The sequence below is a fragment of the Pseudomonas sp. 5Vm1k genome (assembly GCF_056161485.1).
Genome location: NZ_JBSPCZ010000005.1, coordinates 31,794 through 48,756, shown reverse-complemented (window position 1 = coordinate 48,756; position 16,963 = coordinate 31,794). Strand labels below are relative to the sequence as shown.

General features: G+C 60.5%; 15 protein-coding genes. 8 read left to right on the top strand and 7 right to left on the bottom strand.

Features of this window, described 5'->3' with window-relative positions; genetic code table 11:
- The first annotated feature begins 32 nt into the window (after positions 1–32).
- The gene (locus tag ACWIKB_RS11575) at positions 33–1,373 is read left to right on the top strand and encodes a sensor histidine kinase (protein ID WP_475266910.1); all 1,341 of its coding nucleotides are present in this window, start codon (positions 33–35) and stop codon (positions 1,371–1,373) included.
- Between the two features lie 111 nt (positions 1,374–1,484).
- On the opposite strand, the gene ACWIKB_RS11570 is transcribed toward ACWIKB_RS11575, so the two are convergent.
- On the bottom strand, positions 1,485–2,051 hold the full coding sequence (locus tag ACWIKB_RS11570; protein ID WP_475266909.1) for an NAD(P)H nitroreductase: 567 nt from the start codon (positions 2,049–2,051) through the stop codon (positions 1,485–1,487).
- A 121-nt stretch (positions 2,052–2,172) separates the two neighbouring features.
- Here ACWIKB_RS11570 and ACWIKB_RS11565 point away from each other — a divergent pair, with 121 nt between their 5' ends.
- Positions 2,173–3,627 (top strand): TrkH family potassium uptake protein, encoded by a 1,455-nt coding sequence (locus ACWIKB_RS11565; RefSeq protein ID WP_475266908.1) that lies wholly within the window; start codon positions 2,173–2,175, stop codon positions 3,625–3,627.
- Here the strand turns inward: ACWIKB_RS11565 and ACWIKB_RS11560 are convergent.
- Positions 3,584–4,645: an AraC family transcriptional regulator gene (locus ACWIKB_RS11560; protein WP_475266907.1), complete on the bottom strand. Its 1,062-nt coding sequence runs from the start codon at positions 4,643–4,645 to the stop codon at positions 3,584–3,586. The two genes, ACWIKB_RS11565 and ACWIKB_RS11560, sit on opposite strands and share 44 nt — an antisense overlap.
- Before the next feature lie 160 nt (positions 4,646–4,805).
- On the opposite strand from ACWIKB_RS11560, the gene ACWIKB_RS11555 reads away from it, so the two are divergent.
- Both ACWIKB_RS11555 and ACWIKB_RS11550 read left to right on the top strand, forming a co-directional pair.
- Positions 4,806–5,117, top strand: coding sequence for an Mpo1-like protein (locus tag ACWIKB_RS11555; RefSeq protein ID WP_475266906.1), 312 nt, complete (start codon positions 4,806–4,808; stop codon positions 5,115–5,117).
- A gap of 98 nt (positions 5,118–5,215) precedes the next feature.
- The gene (locus ACWIKB_RS11550) at positions 5,216–5,806 is read left to right on the top strand and encodes an HD domain-containing protein (protein ID WP_475266904.1); all 591 of its coding nucleotides are present in this window, start codon (positions 5,216–5,218) and stop codon (positions 5,804–5,806) included.
- Positions 5,807–5,940: 134 nt separating this feature from the next.
- Here the strand turns inward: ACWIKB_RS11550 and ACWIKB_RS11545 are convergent, their stop codons facing one another.
- On the bottom strand, positions 5,941–6,756 hold the full coding sequence (locus ACWIKB_RS11545; protein ID WP_046055974.1) for a UDP-2,3-diacylglucosamine diphosphatase: 816 nt from the start codon (positions 6,754–6,756) through the stop codon (positions 5,941–5,943).
- Positions 6,757–6,883: 127 nt separating this feature from the next.
- On the opposite strand from ACWIKB_RS11545, the gene ACWIKB_RS11540 reads away from it, so the two are divergent.
- Positions 6,884–7,648 (top strand): AraC family transcriptional regulator, encoded by a 765-nt coding sequence (locus tag ACWIKB_RS11540; RefSeq protein ID WP_475266902.1) that lies wholly within the window; start codon positions 6,884–6,886, stop codon positions 7,646–7,648.
- Positions 7,649–7,815: 167 nt separating this feature from the next.
- Positions 7,816–8,709 carry a DMT family transporter gene (locus tag ACWIKB_RS11535; RefSeq protein ID WP_475266901.1) on the top strand — a complete coding sequence of 298 codons (894 nt, stop codon included), beginning with the start codon at positions 7,816–7,818 and terminating at the stop codon, positions 8,707–8,709.
- Here ACWIKB_RS11535 and ACWIKB_RS11530 read toward each other — a convergent pair.
- Entirely contained in the window at positions 8,703–8,990 is a 288-nt protein-coding gene (locus tag ACWIKB_RS11530) for an Rdx family protein (RefSeq protein ID WP_475266899.1), read from the bottom strand. The genes ACWIKB_RS11535 and ACWIKB_RS11530 overlap by 7 nt on opposite strands.
- Positions 8,991–9,062: 72 nt before the next feature.
- Here ACWIKB_RS11530 and ACWIKB_RS11525 point away from each other — a divergent pair, with 72 nt between their 5' ends.
- A complete protein-coding gene (locus ACWIKB_RS11525) occupies positions 9,063–11,252 on the top strand; it encodes a patatin-like phospholipase family protein (protein ID WP_475266898.1) in 2,190 nt (729 codons plus the stop codon).
- A 129-nt stretch (positions 11,253–11,381) separates the two neighbouring features.
- Here the strand turns inward: ACWIKB_RS11525 and ACWIKB_RS11520 are convergent, their stop codons facing one another.
- The 3 genes from ACWIKB_RS11520 to recQ all read right to left on the bottom strand — a co-directional run bounded on the left by ACWIKB_RS11520 (position 11,382) and on the right by recQ (position 15,952).
- A complete protein-coding gene (locus ACWIKB_RS11520; protein WP_475266896.1) occupies positions 11,382–13,142 on the bottom strand; it encodes a motility hub landmark protein FimV in 1,761 nt (586 codons plus the stop codon).
- A 129-nt stretch (positions 13,143–13,271) separates the two neighbouring features.
- Entirely contained in the window at positions 13,272–13,706 is a 435-nt protein-coding gene (locus ACWIKB_RS11515) for a MarR family transcriptional regulator (protein WP_475266894.1), read from the bottom strand.
- 119 nt (positions 13,707–13,825) lie between these two features.
- Positions 13,826–15,952, bottom strand: coding sequence for a DNA helicase RecQ (gene recQ / locus ACWIKB_RS11510; RefSeq protein ID WP_475266893.1), 2,127 nt, complete (start codon positions 15,950–15,952; stop codon positions 13,826–13,828).
- 413 nt (positions 15,953–16,365) lie between these two features.
- Between recQ and ACWIKB_RS11505 the strand changes: the two genes are divergently transcribed.
- Complete coding sequence (locus tag ACWIKB_RS11505) at positions 16,366–16,953, top strand: UPF0149 family protein (RefSeq protein WP_030130067.1); 588 nt, start codon at positions 16,366–16,368, stop codon at positions 16,951–16,953.
- The last annotated feature ends 10 nt before the right edge of the window (positions 16,954–16,963 follow it).

Here is a 16,963-nt window from a genome sequence, read left to right as displayed (position 1 = left end):
ACATGGGATTTGTGTTTGCTTGAGGATTTTCTGTGCGCTCATTGTTCTGGCGTATCCTGGCCAGCTTCTGGCTGGCCATCGCTCTGGTTGCAGGGCTTTCGATTCTGCTGGGGCACATGCTCAACCAGGATGCGTGGATTCTCAGCCGCCATCCGGGCCTCAACACCCTGGCCGAAGAGTGGACGCAGACGTACGAAGCCCAGGGCGAAGACGCCGCCCAGGACATCCTCGAACAACGCAAACGCCAATATCACATCGACGTCCAGGTGCTCAACGAGAGCGGCGACCCGGTGGTGCGCGGCACCTTCCCGCGTCGGGCGGCGGCGTTTGAAGCGCGGCAGAACGACGACGATCGTCGCCTGCCATGGCGGCGCCTGACCGCCGAGTACACCAGCGACAAAACCGGCAACACCTACCTGCTGATCTACCGCATCCCGCACCCGGAACTGGATTCCTGGCACCGCGAAAGCCTGCTGTGGCCGTTGAGTGCGCTGGGCATTGCGTTGGTGGTGCTGACCTTGTTCAGTCTGCTGGTGACGCTCTCGATCACCCGCCCCCTCAGCCGATTGCGCGGCGCGGTGCATGATCTGGGGCAAACCACCTATCAGCAGAACAGCCTGGTGAAACTGGCCAACCGCCGCGATGAATTCGGCGTGCTCGCCAATGATTTCAACCGCATGGGCGCGCGCTTGCAAAGCCTGATCGGTAGCCAGCGGCAACTACTGCGGGACGTGTCCCATGAATTGCGCTCGCCCCTGGCTCGATTGCGCATTGCCCTGGCCTTGGCTGAGCGGGCCAATCCTGAGGAACGGGAAAAACTCTGGCCGCGCCTGACCCGCGAATGCGACCGACTGGAAGCGCTGATCAGCGAAATTCTGGTTCTGGCGCGCGTCGATGCGGATAACGCCAGTGCCGAAGAGGTTGATCTCAACGCTTTGCTGCACACCCTGCAGAAGGACGCGCAACTGGGCTACCCGGAACAAACCGTGCACCTGGAAGCCGAGCCGCAGTTGAACCTCAAAGGCTGGCCAACCATGATCGAGCGCGCCGTGGACAACCTGCTGCGTAATGCCCAGCGCTTCAACCCGGTGGGCCAACCGATTGAAATGCAGGCTTCACGCCAGGGCGAGCGGATGGTGGTGAGCGTGCGCGACCATGGGCCAGGGGTCGAGGCCGAGCACTTGAACCTGCTGGGCGAGCCGTTCTACCGCGCGCCGGGGCAAACAGCGGCCGGGCATGGCTTGGGGCTGGCCATCGCACGGCGAGCCGCGGAACGGCATGGCGGCAGCCTGGTGCTGGCCAATCATCCGGATGGCGGGTTTATCGCCAGCCTGGAATTGCCGTTGGTGCCGGGGGCTGTTGTTCAGCCGTAAACATGGGTGATGCGAAAAGATCGCAGCCTCGTTTCACTCGTCAGCTCCTACGGGGTTATGTGTACGCCTGTAGGAGCTGTCGAGTGAAACGAGGCTGCGATCTCTTGATCTTTAAGCTTTACCAGACCAGGCGCTGACGAATTCGGCCAGATCAACCTTCTCTGCAACCCGCGGCTCTTTTTGCGGTGTGCCGAGGTACAGGAACGCAATCACCTCCTCCCCTTCCGCCAGTCCCAACCCTTTGGCGACATGCGCCGAATAAGCCAAGTCTCCCGTACGCCACACCGCGCCAATCCCTTGGGCATACGCCGCCAGCAAAATTCCGTGGGCTGCACAGCCCGCCGCCAGCAGTTGTTCGGACTTCGGGTATTTGACGTGATCCTGCAACCGCGCAATCACCACCACCACCAGCGGCGCTCGCAACGGACCGTTGCGTGCTTTGTCCAGCGCCGCTTCGGACACTTCGCTGTCCTGCAACTTCGCGGCTTCAGCCAGCAACTCACCCATTTGCTCACGCGCCGCGCCTTCGACGGTCAGGAAGCGCCAAGGCTGCAAATGACCGTGATCCGGCGCACGCATGGCGGCGGCGAACAGCACTTCCCGTTGCTCGGCAGTCGGCGCAGGGTCCAGCAGTCGTGGAACGGAAACACGGTTGAGCAAAGCGTCGAGAGCCTGCATCGGCCACCTCCTGTAAAAAATGTTTGGCTATTCTAGCCAGAAGCGCTCCGGGCTGCCGGTTTACATGGCAGACCTCGCAGGTAGAATGGCGCCCTTCCCCCTTTCAGCCCGAGCGGACTTCATGGCGTTGCCGACCTTACGGATCATTGGTTTCATCATCGGCATCTTCCTGATCACCCTGGCCATCGCCATGGTCGTGCCTATGGCTACCCTGGTGATTTTCGACCGCACCAGCGACCTTCCATCCTTCCTCTGGGCCAGCATGATCACCTTCGTCGCCGGCCTGGCACTAGTCATTCCCGGACGCCCCGAACACGTGCACTTGCGCCCGCGAGACATGTACCTGCTGACCGTCAGCAGTTGGCTGGTGGTGTGCATCTTCGCCGCGCTGCCATTCCTGCTGACCCAGCACATCAGCTATACCGACTCGTTCTTCGAAAGCATGTCCGGCATCACCGCCACCGGTTCTACGGTGCTCAGCGGCCTGGACACCATGTCCCCCGGCATCCTGATGTGGCGCTCATTACTGCACTGGCTCGGCGGCATCGGCTTTATCGGCATGGCGGTGGCGATTCTGCCGTTGCTGCGTATCGGTGGCATGCGCCTGTTCCAGACCGAATCCTCGGACCGTTCCGAAAAAGTCATGCCCCGCTCGCACATGGTGGCGCGCTTGATCGTCGCGGCTTACGTCGGCATCACCATCGTCGGCAGCCTGGCGTTCTGGTGGGCCGGGATGAATCTGTTCGATGCGATCAACCACGCGATGTCGGCGATTTCCACCGGCGGTTTCTCCACCTCCGACGAGTCCCTGGCCCATTGGAAGCAACCGGCGGTGCACTGGGTCGCGGTGGTGATCATGATTCTGGGCAGCCTGCCGTTCACCCTGTACGTGGCGACGTTACGCGGTAACCGCAGAGCCCTGATCAAGGATCAGCAGGTCCAGGGTTTGCTCGGCATGTTGCTGGTGACCTGGCTGGTGCTCGGCACCTGGTATTGGTGGACCACCAATCTGCATTGGCTGGATGCGCTGCGGCATGTGGCGCTGAACGTGACCTCGGTGGTCACGACGACAGGGTTTGCACTCGGGGACTACAGCCTGTGGGGCAATTTCTCGCTGATGCTGTTCTTCTACCTGGGCTTTGTCGGCGGCTGCTCGGGCTCGACGGCGGGCGGGATCAAGATCTTCCGCTTTCAGGTCGCCTACATCCTGCTCAAGGCCAACCTTAACCAGTTGATTCACCCGCGGGCGGTGATCAAACAGAAGTACAACGGCCACCGACTCGACGAAGAGATCGTGCGCTCGATCCTGACCTTCTCGTTCTTCTTCGCCATCACCATCTGCGTGATCGCGCTGCTGCTGTCGCTGCTGGGTGTGGACTGGATGACTGCGCTGACCGGTGCCGCGAGCACCGTGTCCGGCGTCGGTCCTGGCTTGGGCGAGACGATTGGCCCGGCGGGCAACTTCGCCACCCTGCCGGACGCCGCCAAGTGGATTCTCTCGTTCGGCATGCTGTTGGGACGCCTGGAAATCATTACGGTGTTCGTTCTGTGTATTCCGGCGTTCTGGCGTCACTGACCTGCTTTGGCGCGTCCAGCAACCGCGCCCGGTACTCGCCGGGCGTAGCGTCGAACCAGCGGCGGAAAGCGCGGAAGAAATTGCTCGGATCGGCAAATCCCAACAGGTAGGCAATTTCCAGCAGGGTCATCGTTGGCTGCGCCAGATATTGCTCGGCCAGTTCACGTCGGGTGTCATCCAGCAACGTCTGGAAACTCGTGCCTTCTTCCTGCAAGCGTCGCTGCAACGTGCGTTGTGACAAGTGCAACGTCTGCGCCACCGTATCGCGCTTGGGTTCGCCCTGAGGCAGCAAACGGCAAAGGACTTGCCGGGCCTTGTGGGTGACGCGACTTTCGGAAAACCGCGCCAGGTATTCGCCGGCAAACCGGTCGTGCAGCAGCGCCATGGCTTCGTTGGCCGTCGGCAGCGGTGCTTCCATGTCGGCACGCTCGAAGATCAACGCGTCGTAAGGCGCGTTAAACACCAATGGTGCGTGGAAGGCTTGTTTATAGGGTTCGAGGTCGGCGGGTTCGTCGCCCTGCACCAACACTTTGCGCGGTTGCAGAGTGCGCCCGGTCAGCCAGCCGCACAGCGCCAGGGCGCAGGCCAGTGAGGCTTCGGCGCTTTGCCGGGTCGGCGGAAGGTGGTCGCCATGGACCGTCAGAATCAGCGCATAACCTTCTTCCAACAACCGGAAACTCAGGTCAGCACTTTCGGCAATGATCCGCTGATAACGCACCAGCCGCTGGAAGCCTTCGGCCAGGGTCTGGCTGGACATCAACGCATAACCGGCGACATGAAAGGACGCCGGTCGCACCACTTTGCCCATGTTCAGGCCGATCGCCGGGTTACCGGACAGCTCGACCGCGCGCTGCCAGAGCCGCGTCATGGAATCTTGCGGGAAGCGCGCATCCGGATCATCCAGTGCCGCGTAGTCGAGCCCCAGCTGTTTGAACAGAACCCGGCAATCCAGGCCGTCCATTTCCAGTGCTTTGACAATCCCCATCGCCCAGCTTGCAGAAGTCGTTCGTTCGCTCATGGCGTCTACTTACATGATGAGCCGCATGCTACGGCCAATTACCGAAGGATACTAAAGTGGCGCCTATTGTCACTGGCTGATGCCAATGATCACTCTAGACTCAAATAAGCTACCCGCAGAACAACTTGCCGTCAGAACAATAACCACAGAGATCGCAGTCGTGGAAAACACTAAACGTTTCAACAGCTTCGCTGAGTTCTACCCGTATTACCTCAGCGAGCACAGCAACAGCACTTGCCGACGACTGCACTTTATCGGCACCTCACTGGTTATTTTCATTCTGGCACTGACCATTGGCAAAGGAGCCTGGCCGCTGCTGATCGCCCTGCCGCTGGCCGGCTACAGCTTCGCCTGGGTCGGGCATTTCTTCTTCGAGAAGAATCGTCCTGCCACCTTCCAGCATCCGCTTTACAGCCTGCTCGGCGATTTCGTCATGTACCGCGACATGATTCTGGGCCGCGTGCCGTTCTAGGCTTCCCGGGCCAGCAATGCGTCCTGTACAGCCAGTGCGCCAATGGATCCAAGTTCTACACTCAATCCATCACCTCGCAAAAAACAAGAAGATCGCCGATGAACGCCAATGCCCGCTTCACACACATGCAGGACGGCACGCAGGAAGACTGGGCGATCATCGCCGCAGACTTCAGTGCCTACGCGAGGCAATTGCCGACACGGATTGTGGCGCACCTGAAGTTGCTGGAGGGTGATTTCGGCGGGTTCCCGGTGGATCGCCTGACCCATTCGCTGCAAACCGCCACCCGTGCCTGGCGCGATGGTCGCGATGAAGAGTACGTAGTCTGCGCCCTGCTCCACGACATCGGCGACACCCTCGGCTCCTATAATCACCCGGACATCGCTGCGGCGATCCTCAAGCCATTCGTCAGTGCCGAGCATTTATGGATGGTGGAGAAACACGGGATTTTCCAGGGTTACTACTTCTTCCATCACCTGGGCATGGATCGGCATCTGCGCGAGCAATTCAGCGGGCATCCGCAGTATCAGGCGACCATTGAGTTCTGTGCCAAATACGATGCGGCGGCGTTTGATCCGGCGTATGAGACGTTGCCCCTGAGCTTCTTCGAACCGATGATGGAGCGGTTGTTTGCCCATCCGAAGAACTCGATTTACAAGGCCGCAATGGAAGAACACGCGCCGGCCTGAAAACACACCAGAACCTAATGTGGGAGCGGGCTTGCTCGCGAAAGCGGTATCACATTCAACATCTTCGTTGACTGACACACCGCTTTCGCGAGCAAGCCCGCTCCCACAGGGGATCTGTGGTGACCACCAATTTGTTACGCCGGTTCAGCGACCTTCACTGCTTTCAACTCCGCCTCCCGCGCTTGGGCATCCGCCAACCGATACAACTCGATCGAACCATCCCAATGCTCGATCAACGCCGTACACGACTCCACCCAGTCTCCGCAATTGAGGTAGTCCACCCCACCAACCTTGCGAATCTCGGCATGGTGAATGTGCCCGCATACCACCCCGTGCAACTCGCGTTTGACGCATTCATGAGCGATGGCTTCTTCAAAGTCGCTGATGAAACTGACTGCGGTTTTCACTTTGTGCTTGAGGTACGCCGACAGCGACCAGTAACCGTAGCCATACCGGGCGCGCCAGTGATTGAGCCAGCGGTTGAGGGTCAGGGTGAACTCGTAGGCCGAGTCGCCGAGAAAGGCCAGCCAACGGTGATAGCGAGTGATGACGTCGAACTGATCGCCGTGGATCACCAGCAGATGACGACCATCGGCGGTCACGTGCACCGCCTCGTCCACCAACTGAATGTTACCCAGGATCAACTTCGAATAACGGCGCAGGAATTCGTCATGGTTGCCGGTGACGTAGATGACCTCGGTGCCGCGCTTGCTCATGGTCAGCAAGCGGCGGATCACGTTGGTGTGGGCCTGGGGCCAATACATGCCGCCGCGCAGTTTCCAGCCATCGATGATGTCGCCCACCAGGTAGATCTTGTCGGTGTGATAGCCCTTGAGAAATTGCGACAGGTGCTCAGCCTGGCAATCCCGTGTGCCCAAATGCACGTCGGAAATCCATAAGGTGCGGACACGTTGTTTACGGCTGGGTTTGGCGAGCTCGGCGCTGGTCATGGGCAACCCTCTGGGATGTTTTTACAAGCTTGCGCCGGTCGGGTTAATTGCCCATGACAGTGACGAGTCAATCCTGTGACAGCGCCCACCCGGTGTAGACTGGCCGCATCTTGCCAGGAGACCTGCGATGAGACCGATCCTCACGCTTCGCCACTACAGCCACGACCTGATCGTCCATAGCCACGACCACGCGCAACTGGTGTTCGGCTTGTCGGGCGCGCTGGACTTCGAGGTCGACGGCCGAGGCAGCCAGGTGGTGCAACAGAGTTTCGTGGTGATCCCGGCCGGCATGCACCATGCCTGCGGCAGCCCCCATGGCAGTCGTTGCCTGGTGCTGGATGTGCCCGACGATCAATGGATTGCCCAGTCGTTGGGGGAACACGCCGACGCCAGCCGCCGCTTGCTCGACAACGCCGGGCGGTTGCCGCTGGATGCCGGGCAAAGCCAGTTGGTCAGTTGGCTGGCGGGCAGCCCGGTGAGCGACCCGCTGATTGCCCAGCAAGGTGCGGTGCTGTTATTGGCCAGCCTCAACCACATCAAACCGGACGTCATCGGCGGACGGCGCCTGCCGTATGCGGCGCTGAATGCACACATCGATCAGCATGCGGCCTATCCGCTGCAGGTGGCCGACCTAGCGCGCATTGCCGATCTCTCCAGCGCTCGCCTGCACGCGCGGTTCATGGCGGAATGCGGGCAAACACCGATGGACTACATTCGCAGTCGGCGGCTGCATATTGCGGTTAGCTTGTTGCGAGATTCGGCGCTGCCGATTGGCGAGATCGCCAGCCGGGTCGGTTACAGTTCCCAGAGTGCGTTTGCGGCGGCGGTGTTGCGCGAGTTTGGCGCATCGCCCGGCAAATTGCGCCGCGAGGCTGGCGACAAAAGTCGATAGTTTGCCGACAGACATAACTGGCGTTAACACGTTCAATGTAGGAGCTGCCGGAGGCTGCGATCTTTTGATCTTGATCTTAAAAAGACAAAGTCAAAAGATCGCAGCCTTCGGCAGCTCCTGCAGGCGATCATCTGTCGCCTGATTTTTACGTTTTCCAAAGGACTCCAATGACTCCCCGTACCGCCCTTGGCGCCCTGCATATCGGCGCACTGATGTTTGGCCTGACCGGTGTGTTCGGCAAACTCGCGGCCGCCACCCCGGCGGTCATCGTTTTCGGTCGTGCGGCGTTCGCGGTGCTGGCCCTGGCGTTTTTTGCGCGGTTCGCCAGCAACACCCGTTGGCAAAAACTCGAAGCCGTGGACTGGCGCCGCCTGCTGCTCAGCGGCTTGCTGCTGGCCGGGCACTGGGTGAGTTTCTTCATTGCGGTAAAAGTCGCGGGGGTGGCGATTGCGACCTTGGGTTTTGCCAGTTTCCCGGCGTTTACCGTGATCCTCGAAGGCCTGATTTTCCGCGAGAAAATCCGCGCCAATGAAATCCTCCTGGTGGTGCTGGTCAGCGTGGGCCTGGTGCTGGTGACGCCGGCCTTCGATCTGGGCACCGGCGCGACCGTCGGCCTGCTCTGGGCGGTGGGTTCAGGTTTGCTGTTTGCCCTGCTGTCCCTGACCAACCGCGCCAGTTCCGCACGCATCCCGGCGGTGCAGGCTGCGTTGTGCCAGAACGTGGTGGTCGCGCTGTGCCTGCTGCCGGTGGCGGCGCCGCAGTTGAGCGAGGTACGCGCCCTCGACTGGTTGTGGATCGGCCTGCTCGGTGTGTTCTGCACCGGCGTCGCCCACAGCCTGTTCGTCGCCAGCCTGGCGGTGATCAAGGCGCGGACCGCGGCGGTGGTGTTTGCCCTGGAACCGGTCTACGGCATCACCATGGCGTGGTTGCTATTCGATGAAAACCCGACCCTGCGCATGCTGCTCGGCGGCGCGTTGATCATCGTCGCCATCGTGGTGTCCAGTCGGTTATCCGGCAACTCCAGCAAAAAAACCGTGGCCGCCGAAGCCGCTTCTCACTGAGTCCGGTCGTTGTGGCCGAGGTCACGGTCCGGGTCGATCTGATCCCGGACTCGCTGCTTCAGTACCTTGGCTTCCGGGAAACCGTCATCGGCCTTGCGCTCCCAGATCTGCACCTCGTTACAAAAAATATGAAAGACCCCACCCGTGCCCGGCACCAGGGATACTTTGCCCAAGTCATCGCCAAAGGTGCTGAGCAGTTCCTGGGCCAGCCAGGCGGCGCGCAACAGCCACTGGCATTGCGTGCAATAGGTGATGACGATTTCCGGTTTTTGCATGGTCATGATCGCTGAAACTCCTGAGCCAGAGGGGCGCCGCTATAATAGCCGCCTTTATCGCTCGCCCCGAGATTCACGATGCGCCGTTTGCTCTCCTGCTTGTTGCTATGCCTCCTCCCCTTGATCGTCCAAGCCGCTGACGCGCCCCGACCGAAAATCGGCCTGGTGCTGTCCGGCGGCGCGGCCCGTGGCTTGGCGCACATTGGTGTGCTCAAGGCATTGGAAGAACAGGGCATCAAGATCGATGCGATTGCCGGTACCAGCATGGGCGCAGTGATCGGCGGGCTCTACGCGTCGGGCTACAAGATCGATGAACTGGAAAAACTCGCCCTGAACATCGACTGGCAACAAGCTTTGTCCGACGCACCGCCACGCGAGGACGTGCCGTTCCGGCGCAAGCAGGATGACCGGGACTTTCTGGTGAAACAAAAACTCAGTTTCCGCGATGACGGCAGCCTCGGCCTGCCGCTGGGAGTAATCCAGGGCCAGAACCTGGCGCTGCTGCTGGAAAGTCTGCTGGCCCATGCCAGTGACACCCGCGACTTCGACAAACTGCCGATCCCGTTCCGCGCGGTCGCCACGGACATTTCCACTGGCGAAAAAGTGGTGTTCCGCAAAGGCCATTTGCCTCAGGTGATCCGCGCCAGCATGTCGATCCCGGCGGTGTTCGCGCCGGTCGAACTGAACGGCCGCCTGCTGGTGGACGGCGGCATGACCGACAACATCCCGCTGGACGTGGCGCGGGAGATGGGCGTCGATATCGCCATCGTGGTCGATATCGGCACCCCGCTGCGCAACCGCAAACAACTGACCACCGTGGTCGATGTGCTGAACCAGTCGATCACCTTGATGACCCGGCGCAACTCCGAAGAACAACTCGCCGCCCTGCACAAGGACGACGTGTTGATCGAGCCGTCGCTGGCGAGTTTCGGCGTGACCGATTTTGGCCGCGCCCAGGACATGATCGACGCCGGTTACCGCGCGACCAAGATCCTCGACGCACGCCTGGCCCAACTCAAACCGGCGCAACCGCTGGACGCAGAACTGACCGCCGCCCGCACACCGAGCCAGCGCACCCCAGTCATCACCGCGATCAAAGTGGAAAATGACTCGAAAGTCGGCGACGACGTGATCCGTTACTACATCCGCCAACGCGTCGGCGAACCGCTGGACATAGGTCGCCTGCAAACCGACATGGGCACCCTCTACGGCCTCGATTATTTTGAGCAGGTGCAATACCGCGTGGTGCACAAGGGTGCTGATCACACCCTGGTGATCAGCGCCCGGGGCAAACGCAGCGGCACCGATTACCTGCGAGTCGGCTTGAACCTGTCGGACGATATGCGCGGCGACAGCGCGTTCAATCTCGGTGCCAGTTACCGGGTCAACGGCATCAATCGCCTCGGCGCCGAATGGCTGACCCGGGCGCAGATCGGCGATAAACAGGAACTCTACAGCGAGTTCTATCAACCGCTCGACGTCGGCTCGCGGTACTTCATTGCGCCTTATGCAGCCTTTGAAGCGCAGAACGTTGAGTCGATTCTCGATAACGATCCGATCGCCCAGTACCGGGTGGAACGCTACGGCTTCGGCCTGAACGTCGGCCGACAGATCGGCAACAGTGGCGAGATCCGCTTCGGCGTCGGCGAAGCCTGGGGCAAGGCTGACGTGCGCATCGGCGATCAGGATCTGCCGAGTGAAAGCTTCAATGAGGGCTTCTATGAGCTCAAGTACTCGTTCGACTCGTTCGACAACGTCTACTTCCCCCACGAAGGCAAAGATATCGGCCTGTCATTCCGTCAGTTCGAACCGGGGCTGGGCTCGGACAAGCGTTACCGCCAATGGGAGTTCAAACTGGACAAAGCCATGAGTAGCGGCCCGGACACCTTCATTCTCGGCGGACGTTATGGCCGCACCCTGGACGAGGCCAACGTCGTGACTTCAAGTTACTTGCTCGGCGGCGCGCGGCAGTTGTCAGGCTTTCGCGAGGATGCGATTTCCGGGCAGAACATCAGCCTGATGCGCGGGGTTTATTACCGCCGCCTGACACCGCGCTCGTACCTGCCGCTGGATTTCCCGCTGTACATCGGCGGCTCCCTGGAGCGTGGCCGGGCGTGGAACAACGACAATGAGTTCGACAGCGGCTACATCAACGCCGCCAGTGTATTCATTGGTTTCGACACACCGTTGGGGCCGCTGAACTTCAGTTATGGCTTTAATGATGCGGATGAACAGGCGGTTTATCTGAATTTGGGACAGACGTTTTAGCCCGAGCACCACTGGCCAATGTGGGAGCGGGCTTGCTCGCGAAAGCGGTGTGTCAGTCAACATAGATGTTGAAAGTTAAGCCGCCTTCGCGAGCAAGCCCGCTCCCACATTAGAGATGTAATGACCGTGCTAGCGGATACCAGCCAACAAAGTCCGGGCAGTCTGCTTGAGCGGCTCGTCGCCTTCCTTGAGCAATTCGTTGAGCAACTCGACGGCGCTATCCAGATCCCCGTCATCAATGCAGGTCTGGGCTTGCTCCAGTTTGCCGGCACCAGCGGTCACGGGAGCAGGCAGCGGTTCGAGTTCAAGCGACTGGCCGGGCTCGTTGAACGCATCGAGAAAGTCGTCATCCAGCGATTGTGAATCCGGTTCGGCGTCCCATTCCAGCTCGGGCTCGCCCAACGCCGGTTCGTCGGGCATTTCGTAGACATCGGGCATTTCGTGCAGGTTTGACGTGAATGCAGGCTCGTCTGGCAGCGGTGGTTTAGCCGTCGGCGATGGTGAATCTTCGAAAGGGCTGACCAGATCCCAATTGGAATCCATCGACAAGTCGTCAAGGTTCAACTGGAAGTCATCGCCGGGTGGAGCTTCGGGGACCACCGCCGCGACGGTCGCGACGGCCGGCACAATGGCCGCGACCGGTGCGGCACTCGCCAGTTTCGGAAATCGAGCGCGAAGGTCCGCCAACTGCTGCGGGTCAACCCCGGCGTCACGCAGGCTGCTTTCCTGCGCGTCATACGCCTGCTTGTCACCCTGTTTGCCCAGCACTTCCAGCAGTTGCAACGCCAAGTCTGTGCGTTGTGGCTCCTTTGCCAACGCCTCACGTAACAGGCCGGCGGCTTCAGAGAACCGACCGTAAGCCAGGTAAATACCGACGCCTTCCAGCACATCGCCAGCGGGTGCCTCTTCGCGATGAACGGAAGCCGGCGCGATGCTGACAGGCTGTGCCTGCACATCCCGTACAGGCTCATCGCGCTCCGGCGCAATCGACAGCGTTTCGGTCAAGGTCTGCTGGCGTTGGCGGCGGACAAACAGACCGAGCACCACCAGCAGCACCAACGCCAGCAACCCGACCATCAATTGCCAATGGCTGGTCTCAGGCTCTTCAACCACGGCAGGCGCAGGCGCCACGGCGACTGGAGCAGCGACGGGCTTCTGCGCGACCTCGGACAAGCGGGTCTGCAAGTCGCTGACCTGTTTTCTCTCATCGGCGATTTTCTCGTCTTGAGTCTTGAGCCTGGCATTCAACTCGTCGATGGTTTTTTGCAATTGCTGGTTTTGCAGCACGCTGGCGGCCAGTTGTTCGGCCACTTCATCGTTTGCTGGCGCGGCCGACGGTGGCGCCACGCTTGCGGCTGGCGCAGGCGCCTTGTTCTTGGGGGCTGGTGACGGCGCAACAGTTGGTTCGACGCTCGGGAATCCGGAGGCAGGGGCGGTGGCCGAAGGTTCGTCAGTCGCGGGAACAATCCCCGGGGAACCCGGTGGATCGATCAACACCGTGTATTCGCGCAGCAAACGACCGTTGGGCTGATTGAGCTGCACGAGGAAGTTCAGAAAGGGTTCATTGACCGGTTTGCTGGAGGTCACCCGGATCAGCGTGCGATTGCCCCGCAGGATCGGTGTGAATTTCAGGTTGTTGAGAAAAAACACTCGATCAACGCCTGCCCGGCTGAATTCATCGGCCGTTGCCAGGCTGACTGACAGATCGCCTTCCGCCAGACCGACAGCATCCACCAGGGCGATGTCGGCGCTGAACGGCTGGTTCAACGCCGAATGCAGGGTGATGTCACCCAACCCCAGGGCCGGTGCCAATGCCGAGTAAGTGACCGCACCACCGACCAGAAGCAGCCGAGTGCAATACCGCAAAACCACGTGCCAACTGTCGAGCATGAGCATCCCTTAGATTAAGCAGAACCAACCTGTACGCATTCGCACATCCGGTACGAACACGATATTGCCTAGTAGTTCTTTATAGTCTGCCCAACGGGGTATCTCAAAAACACGACGTAAGGTTTTGCCTCAAGACTTTTCGAGGTTACCCAGGATGTGACCGTGAACACGCATGCAGACCTTCAAATCCGCCTCATCGACGCCTTCGAACAGCTCGTGGCGCAGTTGAGTAGCAATGGTTTCGATTTGTTCGATCAATGGCAGGGCCGGGGCACAGAGCACGATTTTTTTCGCCCGACGGTCTTCCAGCACCGATTGGCGTTGCACCAGGCCTTGGGTTTCCAGGCTGTCGAGTAGTCGGGCCAGGGTCGGGCCTTCAACGCCGACGCTTTGCGCCAGTTCGCGCTGGGTCGGCGCTTCCTCGAAACGCGCCAGGTGCAGCAGCACCAGCCAGCGAGCCTGGGACAGTCCCAGGCCAGCCAGACGGCGGTCCAGTTCGGCGCGCCAGCCACGAGACATCTGGGCCAGTTGCATGCCAAAGCGGTGTTGGTCGGTTAACGGCATAAAAAACTCATGATTAGACTGAAATAGAGAAAAACTAATTATTAGTCAGCTAAGCATGACCTTTGGCTATAGGCAAGGCTTGCTCTGTACTGAATCGTTACATCTATGCTGTCGGTCACTTAAACTTCAAATTCAGATTGCAGCGCCGCCCTTACACAGTACAAAACCCCTTCCGGCACTCGACCGGCAAACAACGCGGCAATCTCCGCCACAGCCGGCAATTCGCCTTCGCCGTCGAGGAACGCGTCCTGGATTTCGCCCATCAGCTCTTCCGGCAGATCCAGCGCCTGTTCCAACGACAATTGCTGCTTGCCGATGGCCTCGGCGAGCATGGTGTAGACGTTCTTTTCCGAGCATTGCAGTTGGCCGGCGATCTGCAGCGGCGTCATGCCGGCCCGGGCCAGGGTGATCAGTTCGTGGCGCACGTCGGCCACCACTTTCGGCGCCTCGACCTGGCCGCCGAGCACTTCGAGGAAGGCCTCGCCGTAACGCTCCAGCTTGCGTGCACCGACGCCGCTGACCGTGGCCATTTCCGCCAAAGAGGTCGGCTGGCTGCGGAGCATTTCCAGCAACGTCGAGTCGGGGAAGATGACGTAAGGTGGCACGCCGTGTTCTTCGGCGAGTTTGCGACGCAGGGCGCGCAGAGCTTCCCACTGTTCGCGCTCTTCGCCACGGACCAGTTGGCTCGCCTGGCTCTTGCTGCTTTTGGCGGTGGTTTGCGGCTTGAGGTCGCGGCGTAGTTCCAGGGTCACTTCGCCCTTGAGCAACGGTCGGCAGGTGTCGCTCAAGCGCAGACCGCCATAGCCTTCAAGGTCGATGTCCGCCAGACCACGGGCTACCAGTTGGCGAAACAGGGAACGCCATTCACTCTCGCCCATCGCCTTGCCGACACCGTAGACCGACAGATGCTGATGGCCGAAGCTGCGGACCTTTTCGTTGTCCTTGCCCAGCAACACATCCACCAGATGGCCGACGCCATAGCGCTGGCCAGTGCGGTAGATCGCCGAGAGGGCCTGACGGGCCGGCTCGGTGGCGTCCCAGGTCTGCACACCGTCGACGCAGTTGTCGCAGTGGCCGCAAGGCTCAGGCATGTCTTCGTCGAAGTAGGCCAGCAGCGTCTGGCGCCGGCAGCGGGTTTCTTCGCAGAGCGAGAGCATCGCGTCGAGCTTGTGCTGCTCCAGACGCTTGTGGCGCTCGTCGCCTTCGGAGTTCTGCAGCATCTGCTTGAGCATCACCACGTCTTGCAGGCCGTAGGCCATCCAGGCGTCTGCCGGCAGACCGTCACGGCCGCCGCGACCGGTTTCCTGGTAATACGCTTCAAGGGATTTCGGCAAGTCGAGGTGCGCGACAAAACGTACGTTGGGTTTGTCGATGCCCATGCCGAACGCCACGGTGGCGACCATGATCAGGCCTTCCTCGTTGAGGAAGCGCTTCTGGTGATGGGAGCGGGTTTCGTTGGGCAGACCGGCGTGGTACGGCAGCGCCGGGAAGCCCTGTTCGCTGAGGAACACCGCCACTTCGTCGACTTTTTTGCGTGACAGGCAGTAAACGATACCGGCATCGCTGCGCCGCTCGGCGAGGAACGCCAGCAATTGCTTGCGCGGCTGCTCCTTGGGGACGATGCGATAGAAAATGTTGGGACGGTCGAAACTCGACAGGAAACGTTCGGCGTCCTGCAAATGCAGACGATCGACGATTTCTTCGCGGGTGCGCTTGTCGGCGGTGGCGGTCAGGGCAATGCGCGGGACGTTGGGGAACAGTTCCGCCAACTGGCCCAGTTGCAAGTATTCGCGACGGAAATCGTGGCCCCATTGCGATACGCAGTGCGCTTCGTCGATGGCGAACAAGGCGATTTCAAGGCTTTGCAGGAAGGCCAGCATGCGCGGCTGCACCAGGCGTTCGGGCGCCAGGTAAAGCATTTTCACTTCGCCGCGCTTGATCCGTGCGGCCAGGTCGCGCTGCTGTTCGGCGCTCAGGGTCGAGTTCAACGCAGCGGCTGCCACGCCCAGCTCTTCTAGCGTCGCGACCTGGTCGTCCATCAAGGCGATCAGCGGCGACACCACCACCGCCAGGCCTTCACGCAACAGCGCCGGGACCTGGAAGCACAGGGACTTGCCGCCACCGGTAGGCATCAACACCAAAGCGTCGCCGCCATTGGCCACGCGCTCAATGATTGCACCCTGACGGCCACGGAAACTGTCGTAGCCGAAGATGTCCTTGAGGACGCGTTGAGCCTGTTCGAGCATAAAAACTCCAAAAATCACCGAAACATCCCTGCAAGGCTGGTTCAGAACCACGCAGGCTGCACTGACAAATCGTAAGTGCGCATTGCATGACGCTTCACATCTCAGCCGCGATGCCAGCAGGGCATCACAAAACGCGGGAGTATACCCGACCCCTCCCCTGCAAAGGGTGCCGCTGAGAAGACACATAAGGACAAACACTGCGCGCGACCTGTGGGAGCGGGCTTGCTCGCGAAGGCGGCTTAACATTCAACATTTACATTGACTGACCCACCGCTTTCGCGAGCAAGCTCGCTCCCACAGGGATTGCGGTGTTTCGCGGGGCCGCAATGGGGCAAATATCCCGCGCGGCTGGCCTGAGGGCTCAAGAAGGCCTAGAATTCCCGCATCTGTTTAATTCCCCAAGGTAGCTTTTAATGTCCTTCGCTGAGCAACTAACCCGCCTGCAAGTCTTCCTCGATGCCGATGAACTGCATGACGAGGCGCTGGACTACGTGGCCGCCCACGGCTACCTCACTGCGCTATCGATCTGTTCCGAAAGCGTTCCCGACCGTGAATGGATCGACGCCCTCTTCGCCGAAGAGCCGCATTACGCCGACGACACCGAGCGTGAAGCGATCGAATCCACCCTGCTGGCCCTCAAGGCTCACATCGCACGTCAACTGGCGTCCGACGAAGAGTTCGAGCTGCCATGCGACCTGGACCTGGGCGAAGAGCCGGATGATTCCGACCTGCGCGGCTGGTGCATCGGTTTCATGGAAGGCGTGTTTCTGCGCGAAGCGGCCTGGTTCGAAACCGCCGAAGACGAAGTCAGCGAAATGCTGCTGCCGATCATGGTCGGTTCGGGTCTGTTCGACGAACAGCCTGAGTTCGAAGACATCGCCAAGGACGCCAACCTGATGGACGACATGATCGTGCAGATCCCGGAAGCCCTGACCGCGCTCTACCTGCTGTGCCAGGCACCCGACGAAAAACCGGCGATCCTCAAGCCTCGTCATCACTAAGGTTTTGCCT